Below are 18,219 nucleotides of genomic sequence, written 5' to 3'. Positions count from 1 at the left end.
GGCACGGGCCTTGCTTGAAATCATCTGCGACGGTTTGCGAGCCATCGATCATGAAACGCGCCTTTCTCTCCTCGGAGCATCTGCCTGTTCTCGCATGTTTCGATGCGAGTTTCGCAGTAAGGGTCTTGCCCGGCCCCCGCAAGACGATTGCCTACCACGCGCCGTGCGGCGAAGGCGACGCCTGGTGGCTGATGGTCTTTTACGGCGCCAGCTTCGGGATTGCCGCTGTACGAATGCTCCGGTGTCAGGACTCTGCATTGCGTTCCGCCGTGCGCATCCGAGGATATGGAGCAACCCGAATATGAAGGAGAAGCTCGTTATCGTCGGTGCCGGCATGGCTTCCGGAAGGATGCTGGAGCATCTGTTCGAGGCCGATCAAGATCGTTTCGACATCACCCTTTTCGGAGCGGAACCGCGCGTCAATTACAACCGCATCATGTTGTCGCCAGTGCTGGCCGGCGAGAAATCGTTTGATCAGATCGTCACGCATGATGCGGCTTGGTATGGCGACCATCGGGTCAAATGCCGGTTCGGCGAAACGGTTACGCGCATCGATCGGGCGGCGAAGACGGTGCGCTCGGTGGGAGGCGAAACTCCTTACGACAGGCTTGTGATTGCGACCGGATCCGCTCCCTTCATGATCCCCATTGCCGGGCGGGACTTGCCGGGGGTCATGGCTTTTCGCGACTACGACGACGTCCAGGCGATGATAACAGCAGCCGAAAAAAAGGACGCCAAGGCTGTCGTCATCGGCGGCGGCTTACTCGGATTGGAGGCTGCAGCGGCGCTCAGGCTGCGCGGCATGGAGGTGGTGGTCCTGCATCTGATGGGCCACCTGATGGAGCGCCAGTTGGACGCGGCGGCCAGCTATCTGTTGCAGAAGGAGCTGGAGGGCCGCGGAATCAAAATCCACTGCAAGGCGCAGACCAGCGCGATCCTCGGCCACGGACGCACCGAAGCGGTGCTGCTCGACGACGGCACCATTTATCCGGCCGACATCGTGGTGATGGCGGTCGGCATCCGCCCGGAGGTGCGGATCGCAACCGATGCAGGCATCCATGTCGAGCGCGGCATCGTCGTGGACGACCGAATGCTGACCTCTGATACGAATATCCTCGCCATCGGCGAATGCTGTGAGCACAACAACATCTGCTACGGCCTCGTCGCGCCGCTCTATGACATGGCCAAGGTCGCCGCGAAGACTCTGATGGGTGTTGAAGCGACGTTCCGTGCCGTTGAAACAGCAACCCAGTTGAAGGTGACCGGCGTGAGCCTTTACTCGGCTGGCGACTTCGCCGACGCGCCTGATCGAGAGGAGATCGTGCTGCGGGATGCCGGCTCGGGAATCTACAAGCGGCTCGTGCTGAAGGACAACCGCATTCTCGGAGCGGTCCTTTATGGCGAGACCGCAGATGGCGCCTGGTACTTCGATATGCTGCGCAGGGGGACGGATGTCTCGGAGATGCGCGAGACGCTGATCTTCGGTCAGTCCTGTCAGGGGAGCACGCCCCTCGACCCTATGGCAGCCGTTGCAGCCTTGCCGGATGATGCGGAGATCTGCGGCTGCAACGGCGTCTGCAAGGGTACGATCATCTCGACCATCATCGCCAGGGATCTGAGATCGCTCGACGACGTGCGTGCCCACACCAAGGCTTCCTCCTCCTGCGGATCCTGTACAGGACTCGTCGAACAACTCATGACACTGACGCTCGGGGACAGATACAATCCCGGCACCGTACAGCCGATGTGTGGCTGCACCACGCTCGGTCATGACGACGTCCGTCGGCTGATCAGGGCCAAGAATTTAAAGACCATTCCCTCGGTCATGCAGGAACTGGAATGGAAGACATCGTGCGGCTGCGCAAAGTGCCGGCCGGCGCTCAACTACTATCTCGTCTGCGATTGGCCGGACGAATATGCCGATGACTACCAGTCACGTTTCGTCAACGAGCGCATCCATGCCAACATTCAGAAGGACGGCACCTACTCGGTCGTGCCGCGCATGTGGGGCGGCGTCACCAGCGCGAAGGAACTGCGCGCCATTGCCGACGTGGTCGATAAATTTCACATTCCGACCGTGAAGGTCACGGGCGGCCAGCGTATCGACATGTTGGGTGTCAGGAAGGAAGACCTGCCTGCGGTGTGGGCCGATCTCGGCAGAGCCGGCTTCGTCTCGGGTCATGCCTATGCCAAAGGCCTGCGCACGGTAAAGACCTGCGTCGGCACCGACTGGTGCCGCTTCGGCACGCAGGATTCGACCGGACTCGGCATCCGTATCGAGAAATTCATGTGGGGCTCGTGGACGCCGGCCAAGGTCAAGATGGCGGTCTCGGGTTGTCCGCGCAACTGCGCCGAGGCGACTTGCAAGGATGTCGGCGTGATTTGCGTCGACTCGGGCTATGAGATCCATTTCGCCGGCGCTGCGGGCCTCGACATCAAGGGCACGGAGGTTCTCGGCCTGGTCAAGACCGAGGACGATGCGCTCGAGCATATCGTGGCGCTCGTCCAGATGTACCGCGAGCAGGCGCGCTATCTTGAGCGTATCTACAAATGGGCCAAGCGCGTTGGCCTCGACGAAGTTCGCCGCCAGATTCTGGAGGATCACCAGAAGCGCAAGGCTTATTTCGAGCGATTCATATTCAGCCAGAGGTTCGCGCAGATCGATCCTTGGTCCGAACGCGTGTCGGGGAAGGACAGACATGAGTTCCAGCCGTTGGCGACTATCGGTTCCCGGTCGTAGCGGAGTGAGCATCATGAACTGGATAGCTATTGGACTGACGGCAGACATCCCTCTTCGCGGGGCACGCTGTGTGGCGACGCCTCAGGGGCAGATCGCGGTGTTTCGCACTATCGAGAATCGCTTCTTCGCTATCGAGGATCGCTGTCCGCACAAGGGCGGCCCGCTTAGCCAGGGGATCGTGCATGGCGCTGAAGTCACCTGCCCGCTGCACAACTGGGTTATCTCGCTCAAGACAGGCATGGCTCTCGGCGCCGATGAGGGCTCGGTACGCACTTTTGCGCTGAAGGTAGAGGGCGGAAAGCTCTTCATCTCCTCGGAAGCGCTCGTCGGCCGCACCGCATGATGTGAAACGACTTGCCGAGCGGCGTCAGGTCCGCAGGACTGTCCCTTATTCCGGGTGGGCTGTAGCTTGGTGGCGGAGGTTGGAACGGCCGGGAAAATCAGCGTGCACGGCGATCCGGGTCATCCATCGAATTTCGGGCGGCTCTGCTCTTACAGTTACACCAGCCGGCTCTGCACCACCGCCGCCTGAATGAACGAGGCGAACAGCGGATGCGGCTCGAACGGGCGCGATTTCAGTTCGGGATGGTACTGCACCCCGATGAACCATGGATGATCCTCGTATTCGACGATCTCCGGCAAGACACCGTCGGGCGACAGGCCCGAAAAGCGCAGGCCGTGCTGCTCCAGCCGATCCTTGTAGGCTGTATTGACCTCATAACGGTGGCGATGCCGCTCCGAAATCTCGAGCGCGCCGCCGTAGATTTCGGAAACGCGGCTGCCGCGCGTGAGCATCGCCGGATAAGCGCCGAGCCGCATGGTGCCGCCGAGATCGCCGGCCCTGGAGCGCTTCTCCAGTTCGTTGCCGCGCAGCCACTCCGTCATCAGGCCGACCAGCGGTTCGCTGGTCGGACCGAATTCAGTCGAGTTGGCGTTCTCGATTCCGACCAGATTGCGGGCCGCCTCGATCACTGCCATCTGCATCCCGAAGCAGATGCCAAAATAAGGCACGTGCCGCTCGCGGGCGAACCGCGCTGCCTTGATCTTGCCTTCGGCGCCGCGCTGACCGAACCCGCCCGGCACCAGAATGCCATCGACATGTTCGAGGAACGGCGCGGCGTCCTCGTTCTCGAACACCTCGCTCTCGATCCAGTCGAGATTGACCTTCACCTTGTTGGCGATGCCGCCATGGGACAATGCCTCGATCAGCGACTTGTAGGCGTCCTTCATGCCGGTGTACTTGCCGACGATCGCAATCGTTACCGCGCCTTCGGGATTGCGGACACGCTCGTTGACCTCGTGCCAGCCTTGCAGCGCCGGCGGCTTCCGCGGTTCGATTCCGAACGCCGCCAGCACCTCGTCGTCGAGGCCCGCGGCGTGATAGACTTCCGGCACGGCATAGATGTTGTCGGCGTCGCGCGCCTCGATCACGGCGCTTTCGCGGACATTGCAGAACAGCCCGAGCTTGCGTCGCTCCTCTTTCGGGATTTCCCGGTCGGTGCGGCATAACAGGATGTCGGGCTGAATGCCGATCGAACGCAGTTCCTTCACCGAATGCTGGGTGGGCTTGGTCTTCAGCTCGCCCGCGCTCGGGATGAACGGAAGCAGCGTGAGGTGGATGTAAACGACGTCGCCGCGCGGCAGGTCGTTCTTGAGCTGGCGGATCGCCTCGAAGAACGGCAGTCCCTCGATGTCGCCCACCGTGCCGCCGATCTCGCACAGCACGAAGTCGTAGCCGTCGTTGCCGTCGAGGATGAACTCCTTGATGGCGTTGGTGACGTGGGGAATCACCTGAATTGTCGCGCCGAGATAGTCGCCGCGGCGCTCCCTGGTCAGGATGTCCTGATAGATGCGGCCGGTGGTAATGTTGTCCTGCCTGGTCGCGGGACGCCCGGTGAAGCGCTCGTAATGACCGAGATCGAGATCGGTCTCGGCGCCGTCGTCGGTGACGAAGACCTCGCCGTGCTGATAGGGCGACATCGTGCCGGGATCGAGGTTGAGGTAGGGGTCGAGCTTGCGCAGGCGGACCTTGTAGCCGCGCGCCTGCAACAGCGCGCCGAGCGCCGCCGATGCCAGACCTTTTCCGAGCGAGGAAACCACGCCGCCGGTAATGAAAATATAGCGCGCCATGGGACTCAACCTTTAAGGCTCCCGTGTCGATTCGCCAAAACCAATCGCAGCCGTCCAGCCGAAACGCGGATGGGCTGTGGGTGACTTCAAAGTTCTAGCGATTGCAGTTTCTTAGGTGAGGCTGCTGATGCAGGACGGCAACCCCGGTCCCGCATGGCGCCCTGCTTTATTGCGAGCGAGGCGCCTGCGGGCCCGCGGGCGCCGGCGCGGCCGGTTGCTCGGATTGTTTCAGCGAATCAAGAAGGCCGCCGCTCGCAGGCGGAGCGACCGGTGTCGCGCCTCCCGCCGGCTGCGACTGCGATGCCGGCGCCGTGTCCAAAATCGAACCCGGTTTGTGCTCGTAGCCGGCAAGCCAGGACAGGAACAGGCTCGTCAGGAAGAAGCCGGCCGCGAGGAAACCGGTGGTGCGCGTCAACAGGTTCGCGGTGCCGCGACTCGACATGAAGCCCGCGCCGCCGCCCATGCCGAGGCCGCCGCCTTCGGACTTCTGCAGCAGAACGACGACGGTCAGCGCCGAAACGATCATCAGGTGGAGAACGATAACTACGGTCTGCATCGAATACCGTCCGTCACAAGCAATCGCGCCGGGTAGGCCGGTCGGGCACGCCTGTGGGGGTTGAAGTTGGCCGCTGTCTACACGATCGCCGGCGGGATTGCCACCCCCGCAATCCTGCGCGGGGCCGCGATTTGACCGTCAGGCAACAGCCTGGGCGATTCCAAGGAAATCCGCCGCCTTGAGGCTCGCGCCACCGATCAGTGCCCCGTTCACATTCGGAACGGCCATTAACTCCGCAGCATTCGACGGCTTCACCGAGCCGCCATAAAGGATGCGGACCTTGTTCCCCTCTCCGCTGAAGCGCTGGTTGAGCTGATCGCGAATAAATCCATGAACCTCCTGCACATCCTGCGGCGTCGGAGTGCGGCCGGTGCCAATGGCCCAGACCGGCTCGTAGGCGACGACGAGATTGGCGGCCGTCGCGCCGTCCGGCAATGAGCCGGCAAGCTGCCGTCCGACCACCTCGAGCGTCTGGCCGGCATCCCGCTGGTCCTGGGTTTCGCCGACGCAGACGATGGCGATCAACGCCGCCCGCCACGCGGCCTCGGCCTTTTGCCGCACCAGCGCATCGGTCTCTCCGTGATCAGCGCGGCGCTCGGAATGACCGACGATGATGGCGGTCGCGCCGGCATCGGCGATCATCTCGGCGGAAATATCGCCGGTGTGGGCCCCGGAGGGCTTGGGGTGACAGTCCTGCGCACCGATCCGCAGCGGCGATCCCTGAACCGCCCCGGCAAAGGCCAACACCAGCGTCGCCGGCGGACAGATCAGCAGATCGGCCTTTTGCGCCGGGCCGTCCGCGCCTGCAATCATCTGGCCGAGTTCGCTGGCCGAAGCCTTGAGGCCGTTCATCTTCCAGTTTCCAGCAATCAGCGGTCGCAGCCCGGTCATGGATCTCTCATGGGTGATTTCGACGGTTCGTCCCTCGGCACGCGCGGTCCCCCGCATCGAAGGTTCGAAAGGTCTTGCTAGCAGAGGTTATCCACCGGGACCAGTCTCCACTATCCGCTGCAACGCGCGACGGTTCGTCCCGTCGAGGTTGCGAGTGCTGGATTGCCACTTTATGATGCGTTATCAAGTCGGTGACGCCCCGCGCGGCTTTTCCGCCGAGGTGCGAACCGCCTCCCTCCTGCAAAAGACGGACTCATGCTTCGAGGAATACGTAACGCCTCATCAAACTGGCTCGGCAAAACCCTCATGACCATCGTGATGGGCCTGCTGATCGTGGCTTTCGGCATCTGGGGCATCGCGGACATCTTTCACGGCTTCGGCCAGTCGACCCTGGCCACGATCGGCGGCACCCAGATTTCGACCGAGCAGTTCCGCGAGATCTACAATGACCGGCTGCAGCAGATTGGGCGCCAGTTCGGGCGTTCGCTGTCTCCCGACCAGGTCAGGGCCCTCGGCCTCGATCGTCAGGTGTTGCAGCAGGTGATTGCGGAAGCCGCGCTCGACGAGGACGCGCGGCGCAAGGGCCTCAACGCGTCGGACGAGGAGATCAAGCGCCAGATCATGAGCGATCCCAACTTCAAGGGCGCCAACAATGCATTCGACCCGGCGCGCTTCGCCGGTCTGATCCGCCAGATGGGATACAGCGAGCAACGTTACGTCGCCGAGCAGCGGCATACGACGCTGCGCCGCGAAATCGCCAACACGGTGGCGGCTGGCGTCGAGCCCTCGAAGACGCTTCTCGATATGCTGAACCGCTTCCAGAACGAGCAGCGCACCATCGATTATGTCAAGCTCGGCGCCGCGCAGGCCGGAAACATCGATCCGCCGACACCGGAGCAGCTTGCGAGCTATTTCGACGCCCACAAGGTGCAGTTCCGCGCGCCTGAATTCCGCAAGATCGCTTTTGTCGTGATGACGCCGGAGTCCATCGCGAAATCGATAACGGTGTCCGACGAGGACGCCAAAAAGGCCTATGAGGAACAGAAGGACAAGCTGTCCACGCCCGAAAAGCGGCAGCTCTGGCAGATGGTGTTCCCGAACCTGGCGGAGGCGCAGGCGGCGCGGAGCAAGATTCAAGCCGGCGCTTCCTTCGACGACATCGCCAAGGAGCGCGGTCTCGCGGCCTCCGACCTCGACCTCGGCACGGTCACCAGGTCGGAGATCATCGACCCGGTCACCGCCGAGGCCGCCTTCTCGCTCAAGACCGACGAGGTCAGCCAGCCGATCCAGGGCAAATTCGGCATCGCGCTCGTCAAGGTCGGCAAGATCGAACCCGGCAACCAGCCGACCTACGACAGTGTCGCCGCGAAACTGAAACACGATATCGCGGTCGATCGCGCGCGCGCCGAGGTCAACGACCTCCACAACAAGATGGAGGACGAGCGCGGCGGCGGCGCGAGCGTTGTCGAGGCAGCCAAGAAACTCGGCCTCACCGCGGTCACCATCGATGCCGTCGACCGTTCCGGACGCGCGCCGGACGGCAAACCGGTCACGGGGCTTCCGCCGGGTGTCGAACTGATCGCGCAGGCGTTCGCCAGCGACGTCGGCGTCGACAACGAGACGCTGCAGATCGGCAATAACGGTTTCGTCTGGTTCGACGTGCTCGGCGTCACGCCCTCGCGCGAGCGCACCCTCGACGAGGTCAAGGACAAGGTCGAGGCCGGATGGCGGGACGAACAGATCGGCAGCCGGCTGATGACCAAGGCGACGGACATGGTCCGCAAGCTCGATCAGGGCGGCAAGCTCGCCGACGAGGCGGCGGGTCTCGGTCTCAAGGTCGAGAGCGCGAGCGGCATCAAGCGCGACGGCACCGCGGCCGGCCTGCCCGGCGCCGTGATCGCCGGCGTCTTCCGCACGGCCAGGGACGGAGCCGGACAGGCGCCGGGCGCGGGGCCCGACGACTGGGTCGTTTTCCGTGTCACCGACGTGAAGGTGCCCCCGCTCGATCTTGCCTCCGATGAGACGAAGAAACTGAAGGACAGCCTGCAGCGCGCCCTGGCCGACGAGGACGTCGGCCAGTACATCGTCAGGCTCGAAACCGAGATCGGCACCACGATCAATCAGGCAGCGGTGGCGCAGATCACCGGCGCCAACGCCAACTGACGGGATCGACGGCGTCCCATAATTCCCGAAAGCATTCGATGGACGATCTCAAGGCCCTGATCGGAAAAGTCGCCACCGGCGCGACGCTGACGCGCGAGGAGGCAGCGTCGGCATTCGACAGCATGATGTCCGGCGAGGCGACGCCTTCGCAGATGGGCGGGCTTCTGATGGCGCTGCGCGTGCGCGGCGAAACCGTCGACGAGATCACCGGCGCGGTCTCGGCGATGCGTGCCAAGATGCTTCGGGTCACCGCCCCTGCCGATGCCGTCGATGTCGTCGGCACCGGCGGCGACGGATCGGGTTCGGTGAATGTCTCGACCTGCGCCTCGTTCATCGTCGCCGGCGCTGGCGTTCCCGTCGCCAAGCACGGCAACCGCGCGCTGTCCTCGAAATCCGGCGCCGCCGATTGCCTCGCCGCGCTCGGCATCAGGATCGACCTCACGCCCGAACAGGTCGGCCGCTGCGTCGGCGAGGCCGGCATTGGCTTCATGTTCGCGCCGGCGCACCATCCGGCGATGAAGAACGTCGGCCCGACCCGCGTCGAACTCGCGACCCGCACCATCTTCAATCTGCTCGGCCCGCTGTCCAATCCCGCCGGCGTCAGGCGGCAGATGGTCGGCGTGTTCTCGCGGAAATGGGTCGAGCCGCTGGCGCAGGTGCTCAAGAACCTCGGCTCGGATTCGGTGTGGGTGGTGCACGGCTCCGACGGGCTCGACGAGATTACCCTCACCGGCCCGACATTCGTGGCCGCGCTCGAAAACGGCAACATCCGCACCTTCGAAGTTTCGCCCGATGATGCCGGTCTGCCGCGCACCGCTGGCGACGCGCTGAAGGGCGGCGACGCCGAGGCGAACGCGGCGTCCTTGTGCGGCGTGCTCGAAGGCAAGCCTGGCGCTTTTCGCGACGTCGCGCTGCTCAATGCGGCCGCGGCCCTGATCGTCGCGGGCAAGGCGAAGAACCTGAAGGACGGCGTCGCGCTCGGCGCGAAATCGCTCGACAGCGGCGCGGCGATGAACAAACTGAAGCAGTTGATTGCGGTTTCGAACCAATGATGTTTTGCGTTTCGTCATTGCGAGCGCAGCGAAGCAATCCAGACAGGTTCCACGGGAAACTGGATTGCTTCGTCGCTTCGCTCCTCGCAATGACAAGGCTTTGAGGACGGAATGGCGTGGCCGACATCCTGACCAAGATCGAAGCCTACAAGCGCGAGGAAATCGCTGCCGCCAAGCGCGCGAGCCCGCTTTCCGAGGTCATGGCCGCCGCCAAAACAGCGTCGCCGCCACGTGGCTTCGTCCAGGCCATCCGCGCAAAACACGCCCGCGGCGAGTATGCGCTGATCGCCGAGATCAAGAAGGCCTCACCCTCGAAAGGGCTGATCCGCGGCGACTTCGATCCGCCGGCACTGGCGCGCGCCTACGAGGCCGGCGGCGCGGCCTGTCTTTCCGTCCTGACAGATACGCCCTCCTTTCAGGGCCGGCTCGATTTCATGACCGCCGCCCGCGCCGCGACCGCGCTGCCGGTGCTGCGCAAGGACTTCATGTTCGACACCTATCAGGTGGCCGAGGCTCGCGCGCATGGAGCCGACTGCATCCTGATCATCATGGCCGCGCTCGACGATGCGACGGCGAAGGACATCGAGGCGGCGGCGTTCGATCTCGGCATGGACGTGCTGCTCGAGGTTCACGACCGCGCCGAACTCGATCGCGCGCTGAAACTCGATTCGCCGATGATCGGCATCAACAACCGCAACCTGCGCACGTTCGAGACGACGCTCGCGACCAGCGAAGCGCTGGCGCCGCTCGTTCCGAAAGACCGCCTGCTGGTCGGCGAAAGCGGCATCTTCGCGCCGGGCGACCTCGCACGGCTCGATCGGGTCGGCATCTCCACCTTCCTCGTCGGCGAAAGCCTGATGCGGCAGGCCGACGTCACCGCCGCGACCCGCACGCTGCTGGCGCGGGAGCGCGCGAATTCCTTAAAGGAAGGGTAAAGGACGCATATGGCCAGCAAGAAAGACGAACCCGCCCTCACCCACATCGACGCCAAAGGCGAAGCGCGGATGGTCGACGTCTCGGCCAAACCCGCCACCGAACGCGTCGCCGTCGCGGAAGGCGTGGTGGTCATGACGAAAGCCACGCTGGCGCTGATCGAAAGCGGCAACGCCAAGAAAGGCGACGTGCTCGGCACCGCCCGCATCGCCGGCATCATGGCGGCCAAGCGAACCTCGGACCTGATTCCACTGTGCCATCCGCTGGCGCTGGCGAAGGTCACGCTCGACATTGAGACCGACAAAAAGATTCCGGGCTGCCGGGTGCAGGCCAGCGTCAAGGTCTCCGGCCCGACCGGCGTGGAGATGGAAGCCTTGACCGCGGTCTCCGTGGCCTGCCTGACGATCTACGACATGATCAAGGCCGTCGAACGCGGGGTGCGCATCGAGGGCATTCACCTCGTCGAGAAGAAGGGCGGCAAATCCGGCCACTATCTCGTGACGGAGGCCCCGTCAGTGAAATAGCGGCCGATCCTGCTCCGTCTGCGCAAGGTGGCGAGTTTCGTCCTCCTTGTCGTAGACCAGCCATATTTCCAGCGCCGACAGGAACGCCACCACGACGCCGATGCCGATGCTGAAGTGCATGGCGCGGGTATGGGCGAAGCCCAGAACCCAGGGCGACGCGATCAGCCAGAATCCGAGCAGCAGGTTGACCCATTCTGTCCACCAGGAAAACGCCAGCAGCGCGATCACGGAGATCGCACCGATCGCGGCGGCGCTGGCCCAGAGATCGAGGTCTGTCGTGGCGGTGGCCCGCGCGAGAAACCACGGCGTCACGAACAGGACCAGAGCCAGCACGAGATTGTAGACATCGAGGATCGATTCCCGTCGCCATTTCCACTTCATGGATGCCTCCTTGGTCTGTGCCCTTGTTCGGCTTGTGCCCTTGGACAATTGTCGTCGCCCGGATCGCTCCTCCCCCTTTCCGGACAACCGGTCCGGGCACCGGGCGGTTCCGTCGTTGCTCCGATTCCGAAAGGTTTGTTTGCCCTCGTTTGTCTGCCCTCGATGTCCGTTTTGGTCTGGAATCAGGAGACGCGGACAACCCGATGATCTCCGGTAGGATTTGGATTCTGGGTTCATCAGACGGTTGAACTCCCGCCTGGGGAGCGGCCACCCGATGCCGCTGGAGCCCTAAGGCCGGCCGAACCGGCCTCCCCAATGTTTCGGCGGACGTTGTCTGCGGATCGCAAGTTCTGTAGATGAGGTCCTGCGCCGGCGAAGTGCACTCCGTTTCTTCGACGATCCAGCCGAACCGGCGGCAGCCTCGCGAGGCGGACGCCAAATCTGAAAAACTCTCTGGCTATCGATGTTTGCCAGTAGTCCTTTGATCGTAACGTTCGCACAGCCTCCCGCCGATGCCGGAAATCGGATCGGTGGGAACCTGGGAGAGAATGTCATGCCCTTGATGGCGGTCGCCGACGCTTTAGCGGCTGTTCTGGCCGGAGTCGAACCGCTGCCGGAAGAAATGGTCGGCCTTGACGACGCTCATCGCCGGGTGCTGGCGCGGGACCTTCCCTCGCTGCGAACCCAGCCGCCGGTTGCGATGTCCGCGATGGACGGCTATGCGGTGCGTGCCGCCGACATCGCGACGATTCCGGCGCGGCTGCATGTGATCGGAGAGATCGCCGCAGGACGGCCTCTCGCGCGGGCGCTACAGACCGGCGAGGCCTTGAGAATTTTCACCGGCGGCGTGGTGCCGGACAGCGCCGACACCGTCGTGATCCAGGAAGACACCGAACGCGACGGCGACCACGTCATCGTCAAGGAAGCCACCGCCGCCGGAAAAAACATCCGCGCCGCCGGCGTCGATTTTCGCGAGGGCGACGTGCTGCTGCGCGCCCATAGCCATCTCACCGACCGCCATCTCTCCCTCGCCGCCGGCATGAACTATCCGGACCTGCCGGTGCATCGCCGTCCGAAAGTCGCCGTGCTCGCCACCGGCGACGAACTGGTTCTGCCGGGCACGACGCCGGGTCCCGGACAGATCATCCTGTCCAACGGCTATGCGCTTCGCGCGCTCGCCCGCAGCGAAGGCGCCGAGGCGCTCGACCTCGGCGTCGTCGCCGACACCATGGACGCGACGAGGACCGCCATCCGCCGCGCCCGCGACAGCGGCGCCGACATTCTCGTCACCACGGGCGGTGCGTCGGTCGGCGACCATGACTTCGTCAAGCGGGCGCTCGAGGCCGAAGGCGTGGAGATCGCGTTCTGGCGGATCGCGCTGCGGCCCGGCAAGCCGATGATGCACGGGCGGCTCGGCCCGATGCGCGTGATCGGCCTGCCCGGCAATCCCGTCTCGTCCTATATCTGCGCGTTCCTGTTCATGGTGCCGTTGATCCGCGCGCTGTCCGGGCGCAAGGACGTCGGCCATCGCGTTGAACGCGCGCTGCTGGGCAAGGACCTGCCTTCCAATCAGGCACGGCAGGATTATCTGCGCGCGCGCCTGGCGCACTCGGCCGAGGGGCTGCCGACCGCGATGCCGGTCGGTCATCAGGACAGTTCGCTGCTGGGCAATCTCGCCGCGGCGGAGGCGCTCGTGGTGCGCGCGCCGTTCGCGCCCGCCGCCCAAAAGGGCGAGCCGTGCGACGTCATCAAACTCGCGCTGTCGTAAAACCTCACGCGTTGACGCTAAATTAAACACTTGCGGAACACATATCGAACATATAGTGTTCGTTCATGATTTGTTTCGAGCGCTCGAGGCGTTGAACGCCGCGAGGCATTTTCGGAATCGGACGGCGGGCACCATCAACCGGGGACTAAAGTCGGCATGCTCACGCGCAAACAGTACGAACTTCTGCGATTCATCAATGAACGGCTAAAGGAATCCGGCGTTCCGCCCTCGTTCGATGAAATGAAGGACGCACTCGATCTGCGCTCCAAGTCGGGCATCCATCGTCTGATTACGGCGCTGGAGGAACGTGGCTTCATCCGCCGCCTGCCCAATCGCGCACGCGCCATCGAGGTCATCAAGCTGCCGGAGCTCGCCGCCGGCGGCGGCGGTGGCCGGCGCGGTTTCACGCCGAGCGTCATCGAAGGCAATCTCGGCAAGGTCCGCCGGCCCAGCGGCAACGACGATGCCGCGGATCGCCCGGTTGCCGTTCCGGTGATGGGACGCATTGCGGCCGGCACACCGATCGAGGCATTGCAGACCTGCAGCCATACCATCAGCGTTCCGCCGGACATGCTCGGCAATGGCGAGCACTATGCGCTTGAAGTGCGCGGCGACTCGATGGTCGAGGCCGGAATCCTCGACGGCGACCTGGCGCTGATCCGGCGCAACGAGTCGGCGGAAACCGGCGACATCGTCGTTGCGCTGATCGACGAAGAAGAAGCGACGTTGAAGCGCTTCCGCCGCCGCGGGGCCTCGATCGCGCTCGAACCCGCGAACACGGCTTACGAGGTTCGTATCCTTCCGCCGAACCGCGTGCAGATCCAGGGCAAGCTGATCGGCATCTACCGCAAGTATTGATCGCAACCTGGTCAATCGTCCATCTGGAGATCGTCGGCCGCGGGCGTGGCATCGATCGGTCGCCCGGACTCCGGTCGATCGCCGATAGGCGGCGGCTTTTTATCCGCGGCGGCTGGCGACCATGGCCGATCGACATGATCGGGCCTGACCGCATCGACGACAAAGTGTTTTGCGCTCCCCGGGGCACGCCGCAACGCCAGGGCGCCTTCCCGGCGCAGCCGCTCCTGATCGACGACCTGCGCGAGACAACCCTCCGGAGCCTGCCATGCCGTCACCATCACCGCTGCCCGCAGGCAGTCGTCCTCCATCGCATCCGGCCGTCGCGCCAGCGCGACGATTCCACCGCCGCTTGCCTTGACCACGCAGCCCGCGTCGTCACAGGAAACGCCCTCCGCGAGCGAAGGATCGGCAGGCCCGCGTCTGTCGGCGTCGGCAGCCAGCCATTCCCTCACCGTGAAGGCGTCCTTGCCCGCGCTGATCACATGCAGCCGGCCGTCCCCGCCCCGAACGCCGACATTGCGGCCGTCGGCGGAGATCAGAATGTCCGGCTGCGCCACGGCAAGCGACCATGCGATCGCCAGTCCGATGATGGCCGCGCCGCTCCAGCGCAGCGGCGTCCTGAGCAGTCCGAGCAAAATGATGCCCGCGGTCGCCGCGATCAGCGGCCCCGTGCCGAACGCCGCCATGCGGCCGATGGCGCCGGGAAGCGCCGCGACCCATTGGGCAACGGCGATCATCCATTCGATGCCGAAGTCCATCAACCGCCAGAACATGCCATCAAAACCAAACGGCATGGCCGCAAGGCCAAGAAGCCCCGCCGGCATCACCAGCGCGGAGACCACCGGCATCGCCAGCAGGTTCGCGACCACGCCATAAGGCGTCACGCGATGGAAGTGGAACGCGGCATACGGCGTTGTCGCAAGCCCGGCGACCAGAGAGGCCAGCGCCAGCGTGACGATTTCCCTTCCGCCCCATAGCGCCGCGCGCGCGGTCGGCGAGTGATCGGGCGTTGCAAACAGTTTCGGCATCCCGACCTGAACCAGCGCCACCAGGCCGAGCGTTGCCGCGAACGACATCTGAAAGCTCGGATGCACCAGCGCCTGCGGCGCAATCGCGAGCACGATCATCGCCGCGACCGCGAGCGTGCGAAACGTGATGGCGCGCCGGTCGACCATGACTGCGATCAGCACCACCGCCGTCATGAAGAACGAGCGCTGGGTCGCGACCTCGGCGCCCGACAGCAGCAGATAAAACGCCGCGGCTGCGAGCGCCGCGGCCGCCGACCATTTCTTGATCGGGAAAGCCGCCGTCAGCGCCGGGATCAGCGCCAGCAGCGCGCGCACCGCGAAGAACACCACGCCGGCGACCACGGCCATGTGATAGCCGGAAATCGAGAGCACATGGCCGAGCCCCGAAATGAACATGGCATCGTTGACCGGCGTCGTGATGGCGTCACGCCGTCCGGTCAGGAGCGCGGTGGCGATTGCCCGTGAATCGCCGTCGAGGACAACGTGGATGCGGGCGTCGATGGCGTCACGAAGCTCCTGCATCAGCGCGGCGTAACGCAGGGCGACCCCGCCGCCGGACGGCGTATCCACGATTTTGATCGCGCCCATGACGAACCCGGAGGCGCCGATGCCCTGGAAATACATGTCGCGGGCGAAATCGTAGCTTCCGGGCCGCACGGGCATAAGCGGCGGCTGCAGCCGCGCTTTCAGTTCCACGAAGCTGCCGACGGCCGGCGCAGCGCCCTTCCTGACCGACAGCCGCACGCGATCCAGTTTGACGTGCCGCCGGTAATCGTCCATCCGCACGACACGCAGAACAAATCTGTCGGTGCGCTCGCGCACCTCGCGGGTTTCGACGAAGCCCTTGAGCATGGGCGAATACATCGACCGCTTCAGGACGACATGCGTCATCCGCGCCGTGTTCATCGTGGCAACGGCAAAACCCGCAGCCATCGCTGCGATCATGACGGCCACAGGAAACAGCCGATGCCGACGCAACAGCAGCGCGGCAAGACAGAGAAAGCCGGCAGTCGGGACAACGACCCAGGCTATCGGTTCATGGTCGGCCGCAAAATAGATCGCGATGCCTACGCCAAACGCCACCGGCACCCAGGGCAACAGCCGTCCCGGTCCGGCTTCGGCGCGCACCCAGTCTCGCAGCCGGGCGGCAAGCGCCGGCAAGGTGCCCGAAGAGACTTGCGAAGGACTGGCAGCGGCAGCCTTCCGCGGCGGCCACGTCCCCGCGTATCCGCCTGTCCGTTCCCGAGCCCCACCCCGCTCCGGCATCCGGTCACCACCCCCTCGCGCCCTTGGAGCAATGCTAGAGCAGGATGCGTTGACGATGAAGCGTTTCAACGCGTCATGGCCGGGCTTGTCCCGGCCATCCACCTCTTTGAACCGGTTCACACTTCAAGACGTGCATGCCCGGCATAAAGCCGGGCATGACAATTCAATCAAACCTCATCACGCTCCAGCCGAAGAGAGCGCGCAGAGAACAGTGGAACGGATACGGAATACCGGTGAATTCAGGAGCCGGCCGCTGCGACCTTGGCCCAAGTGTCGCGCAGGCCGACCGTCCGGTTGAACACGAGACGGCCGGGTGACGAATCCCGGTCGCGACAGAAATAGCCCTGCCGCTCGAACTGCACCGCGCCCTCCGCATTGTCGCCGGCCAGCGCCGGCTCGACCATGCAGCCGGACAGCATCTCAAGCGATTGCGGATTGAGTTCGGAGGCGAAGTTCGCGGCATCCGGCTGCGCAGCCGCGAACAAATGACCGTAGAGTCGGATCTCGGCCGGCACCGCATCGGCTGCACTCACCCAATGCATGGTGGCCTTTACCTTGCGGCCGTCAGGCGCGTTGCCGCCCTTGGTCGCGGGGTCGTAGGTGCAGCGGAGTTCGACGACTTCGCCCGCTACATTCTTGACCACCTCGCGGCAGGTGACGAAATAAGCATAGCGCAGCCGTACCTCGTTGCCAGGCGACAGGCGGAAGAACTTCTTCGGCGGATTTTCCATGAAATCGTCCCGCTCGATATAAAGCTCGCGCCCGAACTTGATCCGCCGCGTTCCCTGCGATGGATCGTCCGGATGATTGACCGCCTCAAGCTCCTCGCTTTCGCCTTCCGGATAGTTCTCGATGACCACCTTGAGCGGACGCAGAACGGCCATGCGGCGCGGCGCGCTCCTGTTCAGCGTCTCGCGGACCGCGAACTCGAACATCCCGATGTCGACGGTGCTGTTGGCCTTGGCGACGCCGATCCGTTTGATGAACTCGCGCAGCGCCTCGGCCGGCACGCCGCGCCGCCGCAGGCCCGCAAGCGTCGGCATGCGGGGATCATCCCAGCCGGAGACATGTCCGCCGCGAACAAGCTCCGTCAGCACGCGCTTGGACAGAAGAGTATGCGTGACGTTGAGCCGGGCGAATTCGTACTGGTGCGGTCGCGATGGCACCGGCAGATTGTCGAGGAACCAGTCATAGAGCGGACGGTGATCCTCGAACTCCAGCGTGCAGATCGAATGCGTAATGTGCTCGATCGAGTCCGATTGCCCGTGAGCGAAATCGTAGCTCGGATAGATGTTCCACGCCGTTCCGGTGCGTGGATGGGAGGCGTGCAGGATGCGATAGAGCACCGGATCGCGCAGGTTGATGTTGCCCGCTGCCATGTCGATCCTGGCGCGCAGAACCCGCGCGCCGTTGGGAAATTCACCGGCCCGCATTCGCGCGAACAAGTCGAGGTTTTCATCGACCGGCCTGTCGCGGAACGGACTGTTCCGACCCGGCTCGGTCAGCGTACCGCGCGCCAGGCGGATTTCCTCCTGCGACTGGTCGTCGACATAGGCCTTGCCCGCGCGAATGAGGTGCTGCGCCCAGGCGTAGAGCTGCTCGAAATAGTCCGAGGCGTAGTGCAAGCCGTCGCCCCAATCGAAGCCCAGCCAGCGCACGTCGCGCTGGATCGCATCGATGTATTCCTGCTCCTCTTTGGCCGGATTGGTGTCGTCGAAGCGAAGATTGCAGCGGCCGCCGAACTCCTCGGCAATACCGAAATTCAGGCAGATGGATTTGGCGTGCCCCAGATGCAGGTAGCCGTTCGGCTCCGGCGGGAACCGGGTGACGATGCTCTTGTGCTTTCCGGACGCGAGGTCGGCCGCCACGATATCGCGTATGAAATCCCGGCCAGCTTCCGCAGTCGATTCGTCGGTCATTGTGTGCCTT

General features: G+C 64.3%; 14 protein-coding genes and 1 pseudogene. 9 read left to right on the top strand and 6 right to left on the bottom strand.

The window, feature by feature from the left end; genetic code table 11:
* The first annotated feature begins 301 nt into the window (after positions 1-301).
* From nirB to ACS3WA_RS07720, 3 genes and pseudogenes are all read left to right on the top strand, one after another.
* Positions 302-2,740 (top strand): nitrite reductase large subunit NirB, encoded by a 2,439-nt coding sequence (gene nirB / locus ACS3WA_RS07730; RefSeq protein ID WP_438277934.1) that lies wholly within the window; start codon positions 302-304, stop codon positions 2,738-2,740.
* A 13-nt stretch (positions 2,741-2,753) separates the two neighbouring features.
* The gene (nirD, locus tag ACS3WA_RS07725; RefSeq protein WP_438277933.1) at positions 2,754-3,083 is read left to right on the top strand and encodes a nitrite reductase small subunit NirD; all 330 of its coding nucleotides are present in this window, start codon (positions 2,754-2,756) and stop codon (positions 3,081-3,083) included.
* Between the two features lie 51 nt (positions 3,084-3,134).
* Positions 3,135-3,272 (top strand): annotated as a pseudogene (locus ACS3WA_RS07720) (hypothetical protein); the annotation flags it as partial.
* Here the strand turns inward: ACS3WA_RS07720 and ACS3WA_RS07715 are convergent.
* From ACS3WA_RS07715 to tpiA, 3 genes are all read right to left on the bottom strand, one after another.
* Positions 3,239-4,870: a CTP synthase gene (locus tag ACS3WA_RS07715; protein WP_438277932.1), complete on the bottom strand. Its 1,632-nt coding sequence runs from the start codon at positions 4,868-4,870 to the stop codon at positions 3,239-3,241. The pseudogene ACS3WA_RS07720 and the gene ACS3WA_RS07715 overlap by 34 nt on opposite strands.
* Positions 4,871-5,036: 166 nt before the next feature.
* On the bottom strand, positions 5,037-5,426 hold the full coding sequence (gene secG, locus ACS3WA_RS07710; RefSeq protein ID WP_438277931.1) for a preprotein translocase subunit SecG: 390 nt from the start codon (positions 5,424-5,426) through the stop codon (positions 5,037-5,039).
* A gap of 138 nt (positions 5,427-5,564) precedes the next feature.
* Positions 5,565-6,317, bottom strand: coding sequence for a triose-phosphate isomerase (tpiA, locus tag ACS3WA_RS07705; RefSeq protein ID WP_438277930.1), 753 nt, complete (start codon positions 6,315-6,317; stop codon positions 5,565-5,567).
* Positions 6,318-6,572: 255 nt separating this feature from the next.
* On the opposite strand from tpiA, the gene ACS3WA_RS07700 reads away from it, so the two are divergent.
* The 4 genes from ACS3WA_RS07700 to moaC all read left to right on the top strand — a co-directional run bounded on the left by ACS3WA_RS07700 (position 6,573) and on the right by moaC (position 10,989).
* Positions 6,573-8,480 carry a SurA N-terminal domain-containing protein gene (locus ACS3WA_RS07700; RefSeq protein WP_438277929.1) on the top strand — a complete coding sequence of 636 codons (1,908 nt, stop codon included), beginning with the start codon at positions 6,573-6,575 and terminating at the stop codon, positions 8,478-8,480.
* Positions 8,481-8,518: 38 nt separating this feature from the next.
* Complete coding sequence (trpD, locus tag ACS3WA_RS07695; protein ID WP_438277928.1) at positions 8,519-9,532, top strand: anthranilate phosphoribosyltransferase; 1,014 nt, start codon at positions 8,519-8,521, stop codon at positions 9,530-9,532.
* Positions 9,533-9,648: 116 nt separating this feature from the next.
* On the top strand, positions 9,649-10,467 hold the full coding sequence (gene trpC / locus ACS3WA_RS07690; RefSeq protein ID WP_438277927.1) for an indole-3-glycerol phosphate synthase TrpC: 819 nt from the start codon (positions 9,649-9,651) through the stop codon (positions 10,465-10,467).
* A 9-nt stretch (positions 10,468-10,476) separates the two neighbouring features.
* On the top strand, positions 10,477-10,989 hold the full coding sequence (gene moaC / locus ACS3WA_RS07685; RefSeq protein WP_438277926.1) for a cyclic pyranopterin monophosphate synthase MoaC: 513 nt from the start codon (positions 10,477-10,479) through the stop codon (positions 10,987-10,989).
* On the opposite strand, the gene ACS3WA_RS07680 is transcribed toward moaC, so the two are convergent.
* Entirely contained in the window at positions 10,978-11,370 is a 393-nt protein-coding gene (locus tag ACS3WA_RS07680) for an SPW repeat protein (RefSeq protein ID WP_438277925.1), read from the bottom strand. The two genes, moaC and ACS3WA_RS07680, sit on opposite strands and share 12 nt — an antisense overlap.
* A gap of 553 nt (positions 11,371-11,923) precedes the next feature.
* On the opposite strand from ACS3WA_RS07680, the gene ACS3WA_RS07675 reads away from it, so the two are divergent.
* Both ACS3WA_RS07675 and lexA read left to right on the top strand, forming a co-directional pair.
* Positions 11,924-13,138, top strand: a complete 1,215-nt coding sequence (locus tag ACS3WA_RS07675) for a molybdopterin molybdotransferase MoeA (protein ID WP_438277924.1) — start codon at positions 11,924-11,926, stop codon at positions 13,136-13,138.
* Positions 13,139-13,294: 156 nt separating this feature from the next.
* A complete protein-coding gene (lexA, locus tag ACS3WA_RS07670) occupies positions 13,295-13,996 on the top strand; it encodes a transcriptional repressor LexA (protein ID WP_438277923.1) in 702 nt (233 codons plus the stop codon).
* 11 nt (positions 13,997-14,007) lie between these two features.
* Here the strand turns inward: lexA and ACS3WA_RS07665 are convergent, their stop codons facing one another.
* Positions 14,008-16,290, bottom strand: coding sequence for a ComEC/Rec2 family competence protein (locus ACS3WA_RS07665; protein ID WP_438277922.1), 2,283 nt, complete (start codon positions 16,288-16,290; stop codon positions 14,008-14,010).
* 239 nt (positions 16,291-16,529) lie between these two features.
* A complete protein-coding gene (locus ACS3WA_RS07660) occupies positions 16,530-18,209 on the bottom strand; it encodes a glutamine--tRNA ligase/YqeY domain fusion protein (protein WP_438277921.1) in 1,680 nt (559 codons plus the stop codon).
* Positions 18,210-18,219 lie beyond the last annotated feature (10 nt).

Source organism: Nitrobacter sp. (genome assembly GCF_051535235.1).
In the GTDB taxonomy this organism is placed as follows: Bacteria; Pseudomonadota; Alphaproteobacteria; order Rhizobiales; family Xanthobacteraceae; genus Nitrobacter.
Note: the sequence above shows the minus strand (reverse complement) of the source record. Positions and strands in the feature narration are given on the sequence as shown.

What these genes read in the sequence shown, in the direction of transcription:
- nirB (WP_438277934.1), top strand. Translation starts at nt 302, where the DNA reads ATGAAGGAGAAGCTCGTTATCGTCGGTGCCGGCATGGCTTCCGGAAGG.
- nirD (WP_438277933.1), top strand. Translation starts at nt 2,754, where the DNA reads ATGAACTGGATAGCTATTGGACTGACGGCAGACATCCCTCTTCGCGGG.
- ACS3WA_RS07715 (WP_438277932.1), bottom strand. Translation starts at nt 4,870, where the DNA reads ATGGCGCGCTATATTTTCATTACCGGCGGCGTGGTTTCCTCGCTCGGA.
- secG (WP_438277931.1), bottom strand. Translation starts at nt 5,426, where the DNA reads ATGCAGACCGTAGTTATCGTTCTCCACCTGATGATCGTTTCGGCGCTG.
- tpiA (WP_438277930.1), bottom strand. Translation starts at nt 6,317, where the DNA reads ATGACCGGGCTGCGACCGCTGATTGCTGGAAACTGGAAGATGAACGGC.
- ACS3WA_RS07700 (WP_438277929.1), top strand. Translation starts at nt 6,573, where the DNA reads ATGCTTCGAGGAATACGTAACGCCTCATCAAACTGGCTCGGCAAAACC.
- trpD (WP_438277928.1), top strand. Translation starts at nt 8,519, where the DNA reads ATGGACGATCTCAAGGCCCTGATCGGAAAAGTCGCCACCGGCGCGACG.
- moaC (WP_438277926.1), top strand. Translation starts at nt 10,477, where the DNA reads ATGGCCAGCAAGAAAGACGAACCCGCCCTCACCCACATCGACGCCAAA.
- ACS3WA_RS07680 (WP_438277925.1), bottom strand. Translation starts at nt 11,370, where the DNA reads ATGAAGTGGAAATGGCGACGGGAATCGATCCTCGATGTCTACAATCTC.
- ACS3WA_RS07675 (WP_438277924.1), top strand. Translation starts at nt 11,924, where the DNA reads ATGCCCTTGATGGCGGTCGCCGACGCTTTAGCGGCTGTTCTGGCCGGA.
- lexA (WP_438277923.1), top strand. Translation starts at nt 13,295, where the DNA reads ATGCTCACGCGCAAACAGTACGAACTTCTGCGATTCATCAATGAACGG.
- ACS3WA_RS07665 (WP_438277922.1), bottom strand. Translation starts at nt 16,290, where the DNA reads ATGCCGGAGCGGGGTGGGGCTCGGGAACGGACAGGCGGATACGCGGGG.
- ACS3WA_RS07660 (WP_438277921.1), bottom strand. Translation starts at nt 18,209, where the DNA reads ATGACCGACGAATCGACTGCGGAAGCTGGCCGGGATTTCATACGCGAT.